16 protein-coding genes and 1 pseudogene are annotated in these 17707 nt (G+C 60.0%); 14 read left to right on the forward strand and 3 right to left on the reverse strand.

The window, feature by feature from the left end:
- Nucleotides 1–57: 57 nt before the first annotated feature.
- The 4 genes and pseudogenes from ACRRQW_RS09570 to ACRRQW_RS09585 form a co-directional block, all read left to right on the forward strand.
- Nucleotides 58–276, forward strand: a pseudogene (locus ACRRQW_RS09570) (ORF6N domain-containing protein); the annotation flags it as partial.
- A 3-nt stretch (nt 277–279) separates the two neighbouring features.
- Nucleotides 280–543 (forward strand): hypothetical protein, encoded by a 264-nt coding sequence (locus ACRRQW_RS09575; protein WP_438482364.1) that lies wholly within the window; start codon nt 280–282, stop codon nt 541–543.
- A gap of 33 nt (nt 544–576) precedes the next feature.
- Nucleotides 577–1356 (forward strand): succinate dehydrogenase/fumarate reductase iron-sulfur subunit, encoded by a 780-nt coding sequence (locus tag ACRRQW_RS09580; RefSeq protein WP_438482350.1) that lies wholly within the window; start codon nt 577–579, stop codon nt 1354–1356.
- Between the two features lie 186 nt (nt 1357–1542).
- Nucleotides 1543–1785, forward strand: a complete 243-nt coding sequence (locus tag ACRRQW_RS09585) for a hypothetical protein (protein WP_438481108.1) — start codon at nt 1543–1545, stop codon at nt 1783–1785.
- A gap of 75 nt (nt 1786–1860) precedes the next feature.
- Here ACRRQW_RS09585 and ACRRQW_RS09590 read toward each other — a convergent pair whose 3' ends face one another.
- From ACRRQW_RS09590 to ACRRQW_RS09600, 3 genes are read right to left on the reverse strand one after another with little or no spacing between them, the layout of a single operon-like run.
- Nucleotides 1861–2310: a hypothetical protein gene (locus ACRRQW_RS09590; RefSeq protein ID WP_438481110.1), complete on the reverse strand. Its 450-nt coding sequence runs from the start codon at nt 2308–2310 to the stop codon at nt 1861–1863.
- A 37-nt stretch (nt 2311–2347) separates the two neighbouring features.
- On the reverse strand, nt 2348–2968 hold the full coding sequence (locus ACRRQW_RS09595; protein WP_438481111.1) for a TM7S3/TM198-like domain-containing protein: 621 nt from the start codon (nt 2966–2968) through the stop codon (nt 2348–2350).
- A 43-nt stretch (nt 2969–3011) separates the two neighbouring features.
- Complete coding sequence (locus tag ACRRQW_RS09600; RefSeq protein ID WP_438481113.1) at nt 3012–3272, reverse strand: hypothetical protein; 261 nt, start codon at nt 3270–3272, stop codon at nt 3012–3014.
- A 154-nt stretch (nt 3273–3426) separates the two neighbouring features.
- Between ACRRQW_RS09600 and lysA the strand changes: the two genes are divergently transcribed.
- From lysA to ACRRQW_RS09650, 10 genes are all read left to right on the forward strand, one after another.
- Nucleotides 3427–4734: a diaminopimelate decarboxylase gene (lysA, locus tag ACRRQW_RS09605; protein ID WP_438481115.1), complete on the forward strand. Its 1308-nt coding sequence runs from the start codon at nt 3427–3429 to the stop codon at nt 4732–4734.
- A gap of 10 nt (nt 4735–4744) precedes the next feature.
- Nucleotides 4745–5785 (forward strand): NAD(P)H-dependent glycerol-3-phosphate dehydrogenase, encoded by a 1041-nt coding sequence (locus ACRRQW_RS09610; RefSeq protein WP_438481117.1) that lies wholly within the window; start codon nt 4745–4747, stop codon nt 5783–5785.
- 49 nt (nt 5786–5834) lie between these two features.
- Entirely contained in the window at nt 5835–7004 is a 1170-nt protein-coding gene (locus tag ACRRQW_RS09615; protein WP_438481119.1) for a helix-turn-helix domain-containing protein, read from the forward strand.
- 274 nt (nt 7005–7278) lie between these two features.
- A complete protein-coding gene (locus ACRRQW_RS09620; protein ID WP_438481120.1) occupies nt 7279–10080 on the forward strand; it encodes a TonB-dependent receptor in 2802 nt (933 codons plus the stop codon).
- A 14-nt stretch (nt 10081–10094) separates the two neighbouring features.
- Nucleotides 10095–11681 carry an alkaline phosphatase D family protein gene (locus tag ACRRQW_RS09625; protein WP_438481122.1) on the forward strand — a complete coding sequence of 529 codons (1587 nt, stop codon included), beginning with the start codon at nt 10095–10097 and terminating at the stop codon, nt 11679–11681.
- A gap of 84 nt (nt 11682–11765) precedes the next feature.
- Complete coding sequence (locus ACRRQW_RS09630; protein WP_438481124.1) at nt 11766–13397, forward strand: L-lactate permease; 1632 nt, start codon at nt 11766–11768, stop codon at nt 13395–13397.
- 112 nt (nt 13398–13509) lie between these two features.
- Nucleotides 13510–14928 (forward strand): GntP family permease, encoded by a 1419-nt coding sequence (locus tag ACRRQW_RS09635; protein ID WP_438481126.1) that lies wholly within the window; start codon nt 13510–13512, stop codon nt 14926–14928.
- 11 nt (nt 14929–14939) lie between these two features.
- Entirely contained in the window at nt 14940–15662 is a 723-nt protein-coding gene (locus ACRRQW_RS09640; RefSeq protein WP_438481128.1) for a phosphatase PAP2 family protein, read from the forward strand.
- The gene (locus ACRRQW_RS09645) at nt 15659–16831 is read left to right on the forward strand and encodes a glycerate kinase (protein ID WP_438481130.1); all 1173 of its coding nucleotides are present in this window, start codon (nt 15659–15661) and stop codon (nt 16829–16831) included. The genes ACRRQW_RS09640 and ACRRQW_RS09645 overlap by 4 nt, the downstream gene beginning before the upstream one ends.
- The gene (locus ACRRQW_RS09650) at nt 16828–17682 is read left to right on the forward strand and encodes a hypothetical protein (protein ID WP_438481132.1); all 855 of its coding nucleotides are present in this window, start codon (nt 16828–16830) and stop codon (nt 17680–17682) included. Before ACRRQW_RS09645 ends, ACRRQW_RS09650 begins: the two co-directional genes overlap by 4 nt.
- The last annotated feature ends 25 nt before the right edge of the window (nt 17683–17707 follow it).

The following is a 17707-nucleotide window of genomic DNA, read 5'->3' on the forward strand; positions in this document are numbered from 1 at the left end:
TCTTCGAACCGGGTAAGCGTGATCTTACCTGAAGGAATCGATGGCCGTATTTTTTTAGTGCGTGGTCATAAAATTCTAGTCGATAGGGACTTGGCTGTGCTTTACGGCACAACGACGCGTTTGGTGAATCAAGCTGTTCGCCGTAATTTGAACCGCTTTCCAGCGGATTTCATGTTTCAGCTTACCCGCGAAGAAATACAGAGGATATCTCAAATTGAGACATCTTCCGGGCTGAAATTTTCGAAGAGCGCTTTCGCGTTTACCGAGCAAGGCGTCGCCATGCTTTCTGGCCTGATCAACTCCCCGCGCGCCATCGCCGTGAACATCGAGATCATGCGCGCCTTTGTGCGCCTCCGCCAGATGATCGCTTCCAGCGCCAATCTTTCCCGTAAGCTCAACGCGCTCGAAAAACGTTACGACGAACAATTCAAAGCCGTCTTCGATGCCATCCGCGAGCTGATGGAGCCACCCACCGCCGCTGAGCGCGAGATGGGTTTCCACACACTTCTAAAAAAATCCCGCAAAGCGAAAACCAAAGCCTAAGCCATGGTCGCAGAAACTTCCTCCAAAAAACTTATCTCCGTCACGCTGCGTGTCTGGCGTCAAGCTGGCCCGAATGCCGCGGGCGCGTTCAAGGATTACTCCGCAAAAGATCTCAATCCGAACATGTCGTTCCTTGAGATGCTCGACGTCGTCAACGACGACATCACGCAACTCGGCGACGAGCCGATCGCCTTTGCGCACGATTGCCGCGAAGGCATCTGCGGCACCTGCTCGTGCACGATCAACGGGAAACCGCACGGTCCGGGCAAAGGCATCGCGACGTGTCAGGTTTACATGCGCAGCTTCAGCGATGGCGACGTAATCGTCGTCGAGCCGTTCCGCGCCAAAGCGTTTCCAATTCAGAAGGATCTCGTCACGGATCGCGCGGCGTTCGATAAAATCCAGCAAGCCGGTGGTTTCATCAGCGTGCGCACGGGCGCGGCGCCGGATGCAAATTCGATTCCGGTGCCGAAACCCGACGCCGATCTCGCGATGGATGCGGCGACGTGTATCGGCTGCGGCGCGTGCGTGGCCGCCTGCAAAAATTCCTCCGCGATGCTTTTCGTCGCCGCGAAAGTCGGCCACCTCGGCCTCATGCCGCAAGGCCAGCCGGAGCGCGATTCACGCGTGCTCGCGATGGTGAAGACCATGGACGAAGCCGGCTTCGGTAACTGCACGAATCAATACGAGTGCAGCGCCGTGTGCCCGAAGCTGATCTCGCATGATTTCATCGCGCGCATGAACCGCGATTACTTGGTCGCCTCATTCAAAGCGAAATTCAAACCCGTCTCCAACGCCGCCGGCGGCGAGTAAGCGACGCATCATCTAGGTAGGGCCTAAGCTCCCGCCGTCGCGGGCAAGCCGAGCGGGCCGATTCATTTTCAGGCGCGGTTAACTCCCGCGCCTTTTTCTTTTCGCGCAGTGAGTTGCACGGCGCTTTTCGAATTCTGCAACTTTTCGCAACGAGCCGGGTTTTTCAGGTATCAACCTAAACGTAATATGAAAACCGCTCTTATCTCATTCATCACCGCGAGCCTCTTGGCTGTCGCGTCTTTCGTGAGTGGTCGCTCGTTCGGAATCACCGAGTTCGTCGCCATTCTCTTCACCACCGGTCTCGTCGCCTGGACCATCGAACAATACAGCCGCGAAGCCCGCCCGCTGACGACGAATCGCCCGATTCGTTTCCCGGTGAAACTCGTGGCGCCGGCCCGTCGGGCGCCGGCGATGCAAATGGCCGCTTAACGCGACCGCGCGCGAAGCTGCCCACTCAGCAAAGTTAAAAACTCTCAGCGGTGCCGGAAATTCCGGCGCCGCTTTTTATTTAACGGCCACGGAACCGGTGTTGCTGATCTGGCTCTTCTCGGTGGTGTCGCCGTAAATTTGGATGATGATCGTGGTCTCGACGCGGTAAGTGGCATTGGTTCCGGCTGCCGCGCTCAAAATACCCGCGCCACCGCTGGCGAGTTCGAGGATGTCGGTGTTGCCCGCGTTCGTCTGCTGCGGCACGGCCATGGGTTTGGTGCTCTTGCTCGTGCCGACCAGTTGCCCGTTCACGAAGATCTTATTTTCAACTTTCGAAAGCAGGTAAGGCACGATGTTGGTGTTCACGATCTGCCAAGTGACCGCCGGCACGCCGCCGTTCTTCGTGTCGATCGACAAAATCTCCGGACGCAGACCGACCGCGATGATTTTGCTGTTGGTGCCGCAACCGCTCAAGAACAGGAGGCTGCACGCGAAGAGAAACAACGGGGCAATAAATTTCTTCATTACTCCGCAGTGTGGGGTTGCCGGCGCGCGCGGCAAGTCAGTCCTTCTGGGCTTTCTTCTTTTCGCCAGAAGAGCCGCCCAGGCCGAATTGCGCCACTGCGCCAATCACCGCCAGCACTAGAATCGCGGGAAACATCCAGGTGTTGTTGTCGATGAGTGCGGGAAGGTTCTGCGGATTCTGAAAATACCAGAACCAGTCGATCTTACTGGTGAAATAAGCGAGCGCCACCACCACGCGAAATGCGCCGATGAGCGACGTCGAGAGGACAATCAGCACTTGCTGCATCTTGAGCGCGACGAATCCACCGATGATGCCCAGCACGCAACCGCCCAGCATCGCCGCCATGTGGTTGAAATGCGCGAGCAGCAGCACCGCGAGCGTCGCACCGAAACCGAAGCCGGCCAAAAACACGGCCGCGAGATACAACAGCCACGCGAGCCCGGCACCGATCAAGCCACCAAAAACGAATCCGATTATCTGGCCGGTTAATCCGTAGCCCAGCGCGACCCCGGCGGTCTGCCCCAGCACGCCACCGACCAAGCCGCCGAAGACGGCGAGTGTGATTTTGAAAACTTTATACCCAAAAAAAATGTCCAGCAGTCCCCACACGATGGCGGCAACCGTGATCCAAGGATAAAGTTCGGGCGAAGGCGTCACGGTTTAATCCAAAAGAAAGCCCGATGGGCTCGCAAGCCGTTGCTTAAAATAGCGTCAGCGCCTTGGCGCTTTCGATCACAACCCAAATCGCTCCGACGGAAGTCGCGAGTTTGAGGAAATTTTTCACCACGCGCCGACGCTTCATCGCATGCTCGTAATGATCCGCGTGATGCCGGCGGAAGCCACTATCTTCTAGGAAACTCGCGAACTGCGCGTGTTGGGAGCGCGTCGTTTTCAAACGCCGGTCGCTGCGCCGACGCGTTTGCGTCGGAAGGAAGCGAAGAAGATAGCGGAGAAAAGACACGCGGTGACTAATTGCCGCGGGCTTGGGTCGCGCAAGTGCAAACTCGTGAAAATCGGGCGAAAATCTTCGGGCAAATTTCCAGACCGTGCTCGCGGATCGTGCGATGGAAATTTTGAGTGGTTTTTCAGGGCAAAAACCGCACCGTCGGACGTCCATGCATCACTTCCGCTATCAAGATTCCAAGCTGCACTGCGAGTCCGTGGATCTTGCGAACGTGACGCGGGAATTCGGCACGCCGACCTACGTGTATAGCGCGCAGACGATCTCGGAAAATTACCGTCGCCTGAAAACCAGCCTCGCGGGCCTCGATGTGCAGATCTGCTACGCGATGAAGGCTAACTCGAACCTCGCGATCCTCCGCTTGTTTTCGAACCTCGGCGCGTCGTTCGATCTCGTGAGCGGCGGCGAATTGCAACGCGTGCAAGCGGCCGGTGGCGATGTCGGCCGCAGTGTGTTTGCCGGCGTCGGCAAAACCGAAGCGGAAATCAAACTCGCGCTCGAAGCCGGCGTTTATGGGTTCCACGTCGAAAGCGAACCCGAACTCGCCCGCATCAACCACCTCGCGGGAAAACTTGGCCGCAAAGCGCCGATCGCGATCCGCATCAACCCCGACGTCGACGCCAAGACCCACGCGAAGATCACGACAGGCAAAAGCGAAAATAAATTCGGTATACCGCTGGCGCACGCCGCCGCCGCTTACGAAGCCGCGTCAAAATTTCCGCACCTCGATCTCAAAGGCGTGCAAATGCACATCGGCTCGCAGCTCACCTCGGCCGCGCCGTTCATCGAGTCAGTGAAGAAAGTCGTGCCTCTCGTCCAGGAACTCAAAAAACGCTACGGCATCGAGTATTTCAGCATCGGGGGTGGCATCGGCATCGTTTATCAAGATGCGCTGGCCAGCGGGGAAAAAACGTGGTGGGACGCCAAGCCCGAAAGCGAACGTCCGCTTACCCCGGAAGCTTACGGCGCCGTGCTCGCGCCGCTCCTTGTGTCGCTCGGCCTCAAAATTCTCCTCGAACCAGGCCGCTTCCTCGTCGGCAACGCCGGCGTGCTCCTCACGCGCGTCGAATATCTAAAACAGGGGCAGGGCAAAAACTTCCTCGTGGTCGACGCCGCGATGAACGACCTCGTGCGCCCCGCGATGTATGAAGCGTATCACGAACTCGTGCCGCTCACGCAGGACGCCGCCCGCGCCGAATTGAAAGCCGACATCGTCGGGCCGATTTGCGAATCCGGCGATTGTTTCGCCAAAGATCGCGTGCTGCCGACGGCAGGCGAGGGCGACGTGCTCGCGTTTATGAGCGCCGGCGCCTACGGCTACACGATGGCGAGCCGCTACAACACGCGCGGCAAACCCGCCGAAGTGCTCGTGTCGGGTGACCGCTTCGAGCTGGTCAATGCTCGCGAGAAATTCGAGGCTCTGATCGCCGGCGAAAAAATCCCCGGCTTTCTCAAAACGTGAATTACGCCCGATGACCGACCCGCGCCCACTTAATTTTGCAGTCATCGGCGCCGGCGCGTGGGGCACTGCGATGGCCATCCATCTCGCGCGTCGCGGCCAGCACACCACGCTCGTGACGCGCCGCGCGGAGCACGCTGTCGCGCTTAACGCCGCCCGCGAAAACCAAGACTATCTCGCCGGCATCAAGTTTCCCGATTCACTCGTCCTGACTGACAGCTTGAAGGCGGCGCTCGGCGAAGCGGATGTCGCGCTCATCGCGTGCCCTTCGCAATCGCTGCGTGCGTGGTGCGAACAAATCCGTCGCGCCCGCCATAACACATCGCGCCTCCAGCTTTTTCTCAGTCTCGTCAAAGGCCTCGAAATCGACACGCACCTGCGACCGAGCGAGATCATGCTGCAGCTGCTGCCGGACTTGAATTGCGGCACGCTCACCGGCCCGACCAACGCCGCGGAAGTCGCGCGCGGGTTACCCGCTGCGATGGTGATGGCCGCCGCGCGCAACGACGCGTCCGTGACCATCGTGCAAGCGGCCATGAGCGGCCCGACGCTGCGCATCTACACGTCCGACGATCTCGCCGGTGCCGAATACGGTGGCAGTTTAAAAAACATCTACGCGATCGCCGCCGGCTTGTGCGACGGCCTGAAACTTGGCGACAACTCCAAGGCTGCGCTCCTCACGCGCGCCGTCGCGGAGATGTTGCGCGTCGGTTCCGCTCTCGGCGCGAAGCCGGAAACATTTTACGGACTCAGCGGCTTCGGCGATCTCGTCGCGACCAGCCACGGCGAGTGGAGCCGCAACCGTGAGTTCGGCGAAAAAATCGGCGCGGGCAAAACGGTCTCTGAACTACTCGCCGGCCGCAAAACCGTCGTCGAAGGCCACCGCACCGCGGAAGCCTTGCATGGCCTGTGCAAACAACGCGGCATCACCGCCCCGATCCTCGCGGAAGTTTACGCCATCCTTTACGAAAACAAAAAACCCGCGGAAGCCCTGCACGCGCTCATGACGCGCGAGCTGAAACGCGAGACGTCGGCGCCGTTTGCGCGGACGTGAATTCTATTCGGGAGTTGAAATCGCGAGATTCCTGCGTGATGGGAAGAGGATGTGGCGCGAATTTATAGCACGAGCGGAGAAGGGCGATGAGCCTTTCAGCGCCGTGTGCGCGCATTTCGGCGTGAGTCGGAAAACAGGTTACAAATGGCTCAATCGGTTTCGCGTGGAAGGGGAGGCGGGCTTGGTCGAGCAAAGCCGCCGTCCAAAAAATAGCCCGCGCAAAACGCCTGATTCGGTGAGCGACCAAGTGCTGGCCTTGCGGCGGGAAAATCCGGAATGGAGCGCGGCGCGCATCAGTGCCGAGTTGAAAGACCAAGGCATCACGCCCGTCCCCGCACCGAGCACGATCGATTTGATTCTTCGTCGTCGCCGTGAACAGGCGGCGCAGCAGGCGACGTTGTTTCGCGCCCATCCGGACGCGTTGCGGTTCGAGCCGAACTATCGCTGGACGCTGCGCTTTGGGCGCGAATTGAAATTGTCCGCAAGCGCCGTGCTGCCGGTTTTAGTTAAAGACGATACGACGCATTTCATCGTGGCGGTTTCGCTGTTGCCGGTGACGCGACGCGAAGATGGGCTGAAAATTTTTCTCGAACAACTTTTCGCGAACCAAGGTTTGCCGTGGCGCCTCGCGTTGCCGGAGCCGCGGGTGCAATCGGCACTCACCGTGTGGTTGATGCGACTCGCGATTGGCGTCGATTTTGTGGTGGATGAATCTTCCGGCTCGGAAGGTGATGGCCAACAGCTCGCGGCTCAGCTCGCAAAACTTCCGGCTTATCAGCGCATGGCGCTGTCACGACTCGCGAAGACGGATTTGTTGCTGCCACTTTATGGCGCGCGCGGACTCACTGAAAAATCCGCGCTGACGCTGCTCGAACAACTGCGTGAAAAACATAATTTCGGCGGCAGTCAGGAAGCGATGCAGCAACGCAGTCCGATTTCGTTGTATCGCCCGAGTGCGCGCGCGTGGCCGGAAATGTTGCCGGAAATTATTTCTGCACCGGAAGCCGACGTGCGCCTGGTTTCCGAAAAAGGAATTTTCACGTTCCAGCGCCGACTGATTCACGTGGGTCGCGCGTTTGCCGGATTCGAAGTAGAATTAAAACCGACGTTGGTGGCCGATCATTACGTCGTGTTGTTCGCCGGCCAAGTGCTCGGCCAAGTCGATGTTTCCGCCGCGGAAGTCGACGAGACGACCTCACTCTCGCTGCATCTGGCTTAACGCCTGTTTGGAAGGCCCGCCGTCATTTTGGCCGAGGCAAGTTTCACGCAACTGTCACCTGAGTGACGCGGGAATGTAACCTATCTGCTTATTATATTCTTTCGGACCAATTTTCCGAATCGCCCGTAAGAATATAAATATGAACCTAATCACCAACGTATTATCGAAAATGGAGCGCACCTCGTGCGCCTTCCTCAAACGAATTGACTTGGGAAGAATTTTCCAATTCAGGTTACAGCGGTCAGTTTACCCCAACCCCAAATCCTACCCCTCCATGCACGTTTTCGGACGTCGGCTTGCGGCCAGCCTGCTCGGCTTTGCGCTGCTTAACACTCTGGCATCGGCGGCGACCATCAACGGTCGTGTGCGCGATTCGAACACCAATTCCTACCTGCTCGGCGCCACCGTCACGGTGAGCGGACTCGACCGCACGACGACCACCTCAACGGAAGGTGGTTTCTCGATCAGCAATGTCCCTGCGGGCACCTACACCGTGACCGTTTCGTCGCTGGGTTTCGCGGATTTCAGTGAACAAGTGACGCTCGCGGAGAATGACACGAGGACGCTGCAGATCGCCGTCAAATCCGACGTGGTCGATCTCGGCAAATTCGTCATCGCAGGTTCGCGCGAAGGCCAGGCCCGCGCGCTCCAACAAAAACGCAGCGCGTCGAACATCATGGACGCCGTCTCGGCTGACGCGGTGGGCAAGCTCCCCGACGGCAACGCTGCCGAAGCGCTCCGCCGCGTGCCGGGCATCTCGCTCGAAACCGATCAAGACGAAGGTCGTTACGTCGTGCTTCGCGGCATCAATTCCGCGCTCAACACCGTCACGCTAAACAACCAGCTCATCGGCACGCCGTCCGAACAAGGCAACCGCGGCATCGCGCTCGACTCGGTTCCGGCGGATTTGATTGCGCGTCTCGAAGTCGTGAAAGCAGTCACGCCCGACATGGACGCCAACGCCGTCGGCGGCTCGATCAACATCGTCACGCAAAGCGCCTTTGATCGTCCCGAGCGCTTTATTTACGGTAGCATCAGCGGTTTTTACGACACGTTCAGCAAAACCCTCACGCCGAGTGGCAGCTTCACTTACGGCAATGTGTTCGGTGACGATAAAAAATGGGGCTTCGTCGCCGGCGCGAGCTACTCGTTGAAAAACTTCAAATCGCAGACGGCCAACACCCGTTCGTGGTCTTTAGTAAACGGCCTCTACGTGCCGCTCACGCAGCAGAATTATGATTACGAAGTGGAGCGCGAGCGCCTCGGGGCCAACGTTGCGCTGCAATTCCGCCCAGCGGACGGCCACGAACTCGCGTTGCGTTTGAATCACAACGAATTCACCGACACCGAAGGCCGCCAAAGCGTCCTTTACGAATATCGCCTCGGCACGCTCACGAATCAAACCGCGACGTCCGGCACCAACAGCCAGGGCCGCGCCAGCCGTCAATTCCGTGACTATCACCAAACCGGCACGATCGACGCCGCTTCGCTTGAAGGTAAACACAAGATCGGTGGCGACTCGTTGCTCTCGTGGCAAGCGGGTGCCAGCCGTGGCGAACGCGAAACTCCGACGCGCGTCGACTGGGAATATCGCTCCGCTGCTGGCGCGTTTCCCAACACCTACGATCTTTCCGGTGAAGAACTCGTCATCACGCCGACCGGCTCCGCGTATTACGATCCGGCCAATTATCCGTTCCGTCGCGTGCGTTTCCGCTCCGACATCGAGCAGGAAGACGTTTACTCCGGTCAACTCGACTTCAAGCGCGACCTGCAGCTCGCCGGGCGCAATGGCTACTGGAAAGTCGGCGCAAAATTCGTTTCCCGCGAAAAAGCCGACGATCGCACGAATCAAAACTACAATCTCGCCGCGGGTGCAGCGAATCTCTTCACGCTCGCCGATGGCGGTCTCGCTTCGCCTGAGCCTGCGAATTATTTCAACGGCCTTTTCCGTTACGGCCCGGGCCTGAATCTTGAAGCGAACAAAGCTTACTTCGCCGCGAATCCCGGTCGCTTCACTTTCGATGCCGCCACCACGCTCGCCGATTCCATGTCTGGCGACTTCGACGCTTCAGAAGACGTCGCCGCGGGCTACGCGATGGCCAGCCTCGATCTGAACAAGACCATGAACGTGCTGGCCGGTGTTCGCTACGAAGCGACCGAAGCCAACTACGGCGCCAACCAACTCTTCAACGGCACATGGCGCCGCGTCACCGGCAGCCAGGATTACGACAACGTGCTCCCCGGCCTGCATTTCAATTGGCGCCCCACCGACAAGACCGTGATTCGCGCCGCGTGGACCAACACGCTCAGCCGTCCCGGTTACGCTGACCTCGCCCCGCGCGGCACGTTCGACTCCATCGAGACGTCGGTTGGCAGCGGTGTTTACACGGGCACGCTTAGCTCGGGTAACCCGAATTTGAAGCCGTTTGAATCGATGAACTTCGACGTCTCAGTCGAATACTACCTCAAGAACTCCGGCATTCTGTCCGCTGGCGTTTTCCACAAGCGCTTAAAAAATCCGATCTACAGTCGCGTGATTTTGGAAACGAACGTGACGCGTGAAGGCCGTCTTTACCAGACACTCACCACCACGGAACCCGACAACGCCGACTCCGGCGAAATCACCGGTCTCGAACTTAATTACCAGCAGTTCTTCAAATTCCTGCCGTCACCCTTCGACGGCCTCGGCGTGAACCTCAACTACACGGTCATCGACTCGTCGGTGAAGCTCTTCACCCGCACGGACGAACTGCCGTTCTTCAAACAATCCGACCGCATCGTGAACGCGGCGCTCTTCTACGAAAAATATAAGTGGGAAGCCCGCGTCGCGGTTTCCTACAGCGGCGATTACCTCGACGCCGTCGGCGCCAACACGGACACGGACATCTATGTCCGCGGTCGCGCGCCGGTTGACTTCAAGGTGAGCTACCGGATCAACAGCCAGTTCAAAGTCTTCGCCGAACTCCTCAACATCACCGAGGAACCGTTGCGCGAATACACCGGCATTCGCAGCCGCGAAAACGATTACGAAATCTACGAATCGAAAGCGCGCGCCGGTCTCAACTTCACCTTCTAATCCAAAACGCCTCAGTGAAACCGCCGCTGTTTCCTCTCGCCAACGAACGCACGATGACGCGTCGCGCGTTCGTGACCGGCACAGCGTCGTTCGCTCTCGCCGCGCTCATGGCTCCGCATTTGCGCGGAGCCCTGGAAAAAAACACGCGATTCCCATCGTATCCGTTTACGTTGGGCATCGCTTCAGGTGATCCTGCGCCCGATGGCTTTGTGTTGTGGACGCGGCTCGCTCCGACGCCGCTTTTGCCCGGCGGCGGCATGTCGGCGGAACCGGTCGCGGTGCAGTGGCAAGTGTGCTCCGACGAAGCGATGACGCGCGTGGTGCGGGCCGGCACGGCGATCGCCGATGCGGCGTGGGGCCATTCCGTGCACGTCGAAGTCGCCGGCCTCGAGCCAGCGCGTTGGTATTGGTATCAGTTCAAAGCCGGCAGCGAGGTCAGCGCTAAAGGCCGCTCGCGCACGATGCCGGCCAGCGGTGTCGAAGCGGACAAACTGCGCTTCGCCTTCGCGTCGTGCCAGAAATACGAATCGGGTTACTACACTGCGTTCGAACATCTCGCGCGCGAGGAACTCGATCTCGTCGTGCACTTGGGCGACTATATTTACGAAAAAGGTCCGGACGAAAAAGCCGTGCGCCAGCACAATGGCCCAGAGATTTTCACGCTCGACGATTATCGCGCCCGTTACGCGCTCTACAAAACCGATCCGGCGCTGCAAGCCGCGCACGCCGTCGCGCCGTGGATCGTGACGTGGGACGACCACGAGGTGAGCAACAACTACGCGGGCGATTGCCCGGAGTTTCCTGATAAAACCACGCGCGCGGATTTCCTTCTGCGTCGCGCCGCAGGTTATCAGGCGTATTACGAACACATGCCGCTGCGTCGCAGCGCGCTCCCGCGCGGCCCGGAGATGCTGCTCTATCGCCGCCTTGAGTTTGGATCGCTCGCGTCGTTTCACGTGCTCGACACACGGCAATATCGTTCCGACCAACCGCAAGGCGACGGCGTGAAGACTCCCGGCCCCGGCGCGATGGATCCCGCGGGCACGATGCTCGGCCAGCGCCAGCGCGAGTGGTTGAATGCCAACCTCGAAAAATCGTCCGCGCAGTGGAACGTGCTCGCGCAGCAAGTGATGATGGGATTCCTCGATTCCGAGCCCGGCCCGGAAGTGAAAACGAGCATGGACAAGTGGGGCGGCTACGAATTTGAGCGCCGCCGCGTGCTGCGAGAGTTGCGCGACCAACGCATCAAAAATCCGGTCGTGATCACCGGCGACATTCATTCCAACTGGGCGAACGAACTCGTGACTGATTTCGATGACGCCAAAGCCGCGCCGGTCGGCGTGGAGTTTGTCGGCACGTCAATTTCCTCCGGTGGCGATGGCGGCGATCACGGAAAATATTCCAGCGACAAGATGCGCGCGGAAAATCCCAATGTGAAATATTTCAACAACGAGCGCGGCTACGTGTATTGCGAAGTCACGCCGAAGACGTGGCGCGCCGATTATCGCACGGTGGAATATGTTTCCCGGCGTGGTGCGTTGCGCCTGACGCGCGCGTCGTTTCTCGTCGAATCCGGACACTCCCGTTTGCAGCGCATCTAATCCCTCTGTCTTTTACCACCCCAACCTCTGTGTCGAAACGGTCGCGTTACCCCTCTCACTGCGCGCCGGGCCGATTGCTTTCTCATGACTTGGACTCAAAACTACACGCCGTTTTTAGATAGCCTGACCGCGTCCACAGTGATTGCCGCCTTGCCGGTCGTGGTGTTACTGGCGCTGCTGGCATTTTTCCATGTGCGCGCGTATTGGGCGGCGCTGGCGGGACTCGGTGCGGTGCTGGCCGCCGCGATTTTCATTTACCACATGCCGGTGAAACTCGCCGGCGCGGCCGCCGCCTATGGTGCGCTCTACGGTTTGCTGCCGATCGGCTGGATCGTGCTGAACGTGGTCTTTCTCTACGACATCACGGTCAAGACCGGGCAGTTCGAAATCGTGAAACAATCGATCGCGAATCTCTCAGCGGATCGCCGCATTCAGGCGCTGTTAATCGCGTTTAGCTTCGGCGCGTTCATCGAAGGCGCGGCGGGTTTTGGTGCGCCCGTAGCGATTTCCGCGGCGATGCTGATTGGTATCGGGTTTCGCCCGTTGCTCGCGGCGACGCTGGCGTTGATCGGGAATACTGCGCCGGTCGCGTTCGGTTCGCTCGGCACGCCGATCATCGCGTTGGCGCAGGTGACCGGGTTGCCGTTGCAAGAGTTGAGCGCGATGACGGGGCGTCAGTTGCCGTTTTTCAGTTTCATTGTCCCGTTCTGGTTGATTGCGGCGATGGTTGGCTGGCGCGGGATGTGGCAAGTGTGGCCGGCGTGTTTCGCGGCGGGTGCGAGTTTCGGTATCGTGCAGTTTTTGGTGAGTAATTTTCACGGCCCGTGGCTGGTCGATACGGCGAGCGCGCTCGCGTCGGTGGGTTCGGTGTTGCTGCTGTTGCGATTCTGGAAACCGAAAACCGTGTGGCGTTTCGCGGAGGGCGAGGACACCGCCGCACCGGCGCAGACTGCTTTGTCGGGCCGCACTTTATTTCGCGCGTGGTCGCCGTGGCTCATTCTTACCGTCGTGGTTTTTGTGTGGGCGCTGCCGGTGACGAAGACGTGGCTCAACGGTATCTGGGAAATGCGTTTCAACGTTCCTTACCTGCACAACGCCGTGCTGAAAGCGCCGCCGCTCGCGCTCGAATTAAAACCGGAGCCGGCCGTGTATGTGCTCAACTTGCTTTCCGCGACCGGCACCGCGCCGCTGTTGTCGGCGATCCTGGCGGCGCTCGTATTGGGTCTGGGCGTTCCCACGCTGGCGCGCACGTATCTGCATACGATTTGGCGCGTGCGCTGGTCGCTGCTGACGATTTCCACGATGCTCGCGCTGGCGTTTGCGTCGCGTTACGCCGGGCTCGATTCGACGCTCGGCCTCGCGTTTGCGAGCACCGGATTTCTGTTTCCGTTTTTCTCGCCGCTTTTGGGTTGGCTCGGCGTGGCGCTCACCGGCAGCGACACGGCGTCCAATGTGCTGTTTGGCAATTTGCAGCAAATTACGGCGCAACAAGTCGGCATCTCGCCCGTGTTGGCGGCGGCCGCGAACAGCAGCGGTGGCGTCATGGGCAAAATGATCGATGCGCAAAGCATCGTGGTCGCGGGCGTCGCGACGGGCCAGCAGGGCGGGGAAGGCGAGATTTTGCGCAAAGTTTTCTGGCACAGTCTGGCGCTGGCGGTGCTCGTGGGCGTGTTTGTGTTCGTCCAAGCCTACTGTTTTCCGGGCATGGTGCCGTGATTTATCGGTTGCCTGTGCACTGCCATGCTTTGAATTACTGGCGGTCACCTGAAGAACGGTTGCGTCTCCGGTTGCGGGCAAATTCTGGCGGAAGGAGCGCGGCTTTTTGAACATGGTGCCGCCCCGAACCATGACGGAGTTCAAGTTACCTTCGCACGCGTTGAGCGGCCCGATGATGCTCGTGGTGTTGCTCGGCGGCATCGCGTTCATTGTGGTGGCGACCACGCGCTTTAAACTGCACCCGTTTCTCGCGCTTATCACGACGGCCTACGCGATGGGTTTGTGCGGGGGGTTAAACGCGGCGGAAACGATCGCCGCTTTGACCGGCGGCATTGGCCAAACGGTCGGTCACATCGGCATCGTGATTGCGTGCGGCAGCATCATCGGGGTGGTGCTCGAAAAAAGCGGCTGCGCGATGCTCATGGCCAACACGATGGTGCGGTGGATCGGCGAAAAACGCTCGGTCCTGGCGATGGCGTGCACCGGCGCGCTGGTTTCCATCCCGGTGTTTTGCGATTCAGGTTACGTGATTCTCGCGCCGCTGGCGCGGTCGCTGGCCCGCAAGACGGCGCAGTCGATGGCGACTTTCGCGGTCGCACTGAGCATGGGGCTTTACGCGACGCACTGCTTGGTGCCGCCGACGCCGGGGCCGCTCGCCGTGGCGGGACAACTCCGGGCGGATCTCGGCACGGTGATTTTGATCGGCCTCGTCGTGGCGGTGCCGATTGTGGCGACGACGTATCTCTACGCGCAGTTCATCGGGCGTCGGATCGTGATCGATCCGGTTGCGCCGGGGCCGATGAATGCCGATGTGCCGCCTGAGCCGGAGGAAAGCGCGCCGGCTTTTCCGCAGCCACGTGCGCTCATGGCGTTTGCGCCGATTTTTTTGCCGATTGTGTTAATCGCCATCGAGTCGATTGCGGCGTTGCCGGGAAAACCCTTTGGCGACGGTGAGCTGCGCTCGATTTTAAGTTTCATCGGAAATCCGGAAACGGCGCTCGTGCTCGGCGTTTTTCTCACGTGGTGGGTCGTGCGTCGACATGGCCGCGCCGCGTTCGGCGATTGGTGTGGCGACGGTTTGCGCGATGCGGGCACGGTCGTGCTCATCGTGGCGGCAGGCGGCGCGCTCGGAGCGGTGCTGCGCCACACGTCGATGACGACGATCGTCGGCGAAGGCCTCACGCAGCTCCAACTCGGGCGCTTTAATATTTTGCTCCCGTTCATCGTCGCGGCCGGATTGAAGATCGCAATCGGCTCGTCGACGATGGCGATGATCACCACCGCTTCGTTGATGGCACATCTGCTGCCCGCGATGGGCTTGAGCACGGGATTCGGCCCGACCCTGACGACGGCGGCGATCGCGTGTGGATCGATGGTGTTTTCGCACGTGAACGATGCGTATTTCTGGGTCATCACGCAGATGTCCGGCATGTCAATCGCACAAGGTTACCGTCTCGTCACGGTCCCGTCAGTCATCGCAGGCGTGACGGGCATCGCGGCCGTCGTCGTGCTCAGTCTCATCCTCCTTTAATTTTTAAACCTATGAAACTCCTCCACTCATTCCGAATTTTCCTGCTCACCAGTGTGCTCGTCACATCGGGTTTCGCGGCGCCGGTCGCCGGGCGCTACCTCAAGACCGACGACTTCGATGCGACCAAGGCGATTCCAGTCGCGCCGAAAGACGATTCGCTCACGACCATCGCCGATCTGGAAGTGGTCTATCAAGTGCAGCAACGCCGCACGCCTGAGCAGATCGCCGTCTCGGGCTATTTCGCCGACAACACCGTCTTTCAATACGATGCCGCCATCGGCACGTGGTTCACGGCTGTAAACCTTCCGAAGACGTCCGAGCTTTTCCTGCAAGTTTACGCCGATCGATTCGCGATCAGCAGCAAGGGCAAGGAAGTGTGGAATCGTCCGCGCCCGCCGTTGCTCGATAAACGCATTCGCGTGACTGCGCCGTTGCCGAAGAGCGGTTCGTATCCAAGCGGTCACTCGACGCAGGCGTTCTTGTGGGCCGGACTGTTGGCGGAAATTTTCCCGGAGCAACGGGCGGCGTTGCGCGAACGCGCCGAACTCGTCGCGTGGTCGCGCGTGACGGCGGGTGTGCATTATCCCAGCGACATCGTGGCGGGCCGGATGCTCGGTGATGCGCTCGTGAAAGAATTTATGAAAGTGCCGGCGTTCCGCACCGCGTTGGACGAAGTGAAAGCGGAAGTGACGGCTTACAAGAAAGCGCATCCCGAAGCGTGGACGGCCCAATGACGCGCGTCCTGCTCGCGTTCGATAAATTCAAAGACGCGATGATCGCGTCTCAAGCCTGCGAAGCTGCCGCATCCGCGCTGCGCGAGGTGCAGCCGACGTGGACGCTGGAGTCGGCGCCGCTCGCCGACGGCGGTGAAGGGTTCGCGACCATTTTGACTCAGGCCGCTCGCGGCACCGACGTGACGAAGGCGGTCGCCGGCCCGCGTGGTGCCGTCGTCGATGCGACGTTTGGGTTGGTGCGCGTGGAAGATATTCCTGTGTCCGCGCGGACGATGTTGCGACTCGATCCAGCACTCGCGCCAGATGCCCACGTTGCGGTGATCGAAATGGCGACGGCGAGCGGGCTGGCGTTGCTCGCTCAAGACCAGCGCGACCCGTGGCAGACCACGACCGTTGGCACCGGTGAGTTGATGCGGCAGGCTGCGGAGTCAGGTGCGGTCGCCATTTTGCTCGGCGTTGGGGGCAGCGCGACCAACGACCTCGGGCTCGGTGCGTTGACTGCGCTCGGATTTAGTTTTTTCGACGAGAATGGCCGTGCAGTGGCGCTGCCTGTTCCAGCGAACTGGTCACGGATTACGGCGGTGCGGGGAAAAGTCCCTGAACATTTTCCTCCCGTTTACATTGCGTGCGACGTGACGAATCCGCTGCTCGGTGCGCGCGGGGCTGCGGCGGTGTATGGCCCGCAAAAAGGGCTGCGGGCGGAAGACCACGCCCGCATCGAGAACGAGAGCGAGCGGCTGGCGAATCTGTTGTGCGCGCACGTGGGACGTTCGGCCGATTTGAAAAATGAACCGGGCTCGGGCGCGGCGGGCGGCATCGCGTTTGGTTTAATGGCTGCGGTCGGCGCGAAACTGTTACCCGGCTTCGAACTCGTGTCCGCTTGGCTTGATCTCGAGAGAAAGATTGCTGCAGCTGATTTAGTCATCACGGGCGAAGGCCGCTTCGACGAGAGTTCCCTTGAAGGCAAAGGCCCGGGCGCCGTCGCGGCTCGCGCGTTGGCGCGTGGCAAAATCGTGCACGTGTTTGCGGGCCAAGTCGCGTCGGTGGCGCGACCCGGATTATCGCTACACGCCATCACGCCGGGAGGCATGCCGCTCAGCGAAGCGCTCCGGCAAGCGGCCCCGAATCTTCACGCGGCGACCCGCGCGACTTTTTCTCTCCCTTTATGAAAACATCATTCGCTTTCGCCCTCTCTTTGATGGCGGCAACTTCAGCATTCAGTGCGGAGCCGGCGCCGAACCTGCCCGCGACGCCGGGTTGGAGTTACACCGAAACGAATCGCCTGCCGGCCGAAGAAGCGCGCCAAGGCGTTGTGGCGGACAGCGACTATTTTTACGCGATCAATAATTTCGCGATCGGCAAATACCGCAAAGCCACCGGCGAACGCGTGGCGCTATGGACGTGCCCGGAAGGCAAACCGCTCACGCATGTGAACGCGGGGATCTTGCACGAGGGAAAACTTTACGGTTCGCACTCGAATTATCCCGGCGTGCCGATGCTGAGCTCGGTGGAAATTTGGGACACGAAAACGTTGAAGCATGTCGGTAGCCACAGCTTCGGGCGCGCGGATGGATCGCTTACTTGGATCGAGCGCCGCAACGGTCGCTGGATCGCGTGTTTCGTGCATTACGGAAAAAAAGGCGGCGAACCCGGCAAAGGCCCCGAGTGGACGCGCATCGTGGAGTTCGACGACGCGTGGCGTCCGACGAGTGCGGCGTGGGCGTTGCCCGCTGACTTGCTCGCGCACATTGCGGGGAATGGTTACAGCTGTTCGGGCGGCGCATTTGGTCCGGGAGGTTTTTTGTATGTGACCGGCCACGACAACACCGAGCTCTACGTCTTGCAGTTCCCCAAGGCCGGGCCGGTGCTTGAATGGGTGGCGACGTTTCCGGTTCCCGCGCGCGGTCAGGCATTTGGTTGGGATGCGAAAGATAAAGACATCATCCACATGATTGACCGCAGCAGTAAGGGTATCATCAGCGGCCGCGTCACGATGCCCGCCGGATCAACGGCGAAGTGAATGTCGGGAAGGGCGTTGACCCGGC

It is taken from the genome of Oleiharenicola lentus (genome assembly GCF_051660365.1).
In the GTDB taxonomy this organism is placed as follows: domain Bacteria; phylum Verrucomicrobiota; class Verrucomicrobiia; order Opitutales; family Opitutaceae; genus Lacunisphaera; species Lacunisphaera lenta_A.

Excerpts from the sequence above, each read along its gene's own strand:
- ACRRQW_RS09645 (WP_438481130.1), top strand. The coding sequence starts at position 15,659 with ATGACGCGCGTCCTGCTCGCGTTCGATAAATTCAAAGACGCGATGATC.
- ACRRQW_RS09650 (WP_438481132.1), top strand. The coding sequence starts at position 16,828 with ATGAAAACATCATTCGCTTTCGCCCTCTCTTTGATGGCGGCAACTTCA.
- ACRRQW_RS09575 (WP_438482364.1), top strand. The coding sequence starts at position 280 with ATGCTTTCTGGCCTGATCAACTCCCCGCGCGCCATCGCCGTGAACATC.
- lysA (WP_438481115.1), top strand. The coding sequence starts at position 3,427 with ATGCATCACTTCCGCTATCAAGATTCCAAGCTGCACTGCGAGTCCGTG.
- ACRRQW_RS09590 (WP_438481110.1), bottom strand. The coding sequence starts at position 2,310 with ATGAAGAAATTTATTGCCCCGTTGTTTCTCTTCGCGTGCAGCCTCCTG.
- ACRRQW_RS09630 (WP_438481124.1), top strand. The coding sequence starts at position 11,766 with ATGACTTGGACTCAAAACTACACGCCGTTTTTAGATAGCCTGACCGCG.
- ACRRQW_RS09640 (WP_438481128.1), top strand. The coding sequence starts at position 14,940 with ATGAAACTCCTCCACTCATTCCGAATTTTCCTGCTCACCAGTGTGCTC.
- ACRRQW_RS09585 (WP_438481108.1), top strand. The coding sequence starts at position 1,543 with ATGAAAACCGCTCTTATCTCATTCATCACCGCGAGCCTCTTGGCTGTC.
- ACRRQW_RS09620 (WP_438481120.1), top strand. The coding sequence starts at position 7,279 with ATGCACGTTTTCGGACGTCGGCTTGCGGCCAGCCTGCTCGGCTTTGCG.
- ACRRQW_RS09635 (WP_438481126.1), top strand. The coding sequence starts at position 13,510 with ATGGTGCCGCCCCGAACCATGACGGAGTTCAAGTTACCTTCGCACGCG.
- ACRRQW_RS09615 (WP_438481119.1), top strand. The coding sequence starts at position 5,835 with ATGTGGCGCGAATTTATAGCACGAGCGGAGAAGGGCGATGAGCCTTTC.
- ACRRQW_RS09610 (WP_438481117.1), top strand. The coding sequence starts at position 4,745 with ATGACCGACCCGCGCCCACTTAATTTTGCAGTCATCGGCGCCGGCGCG.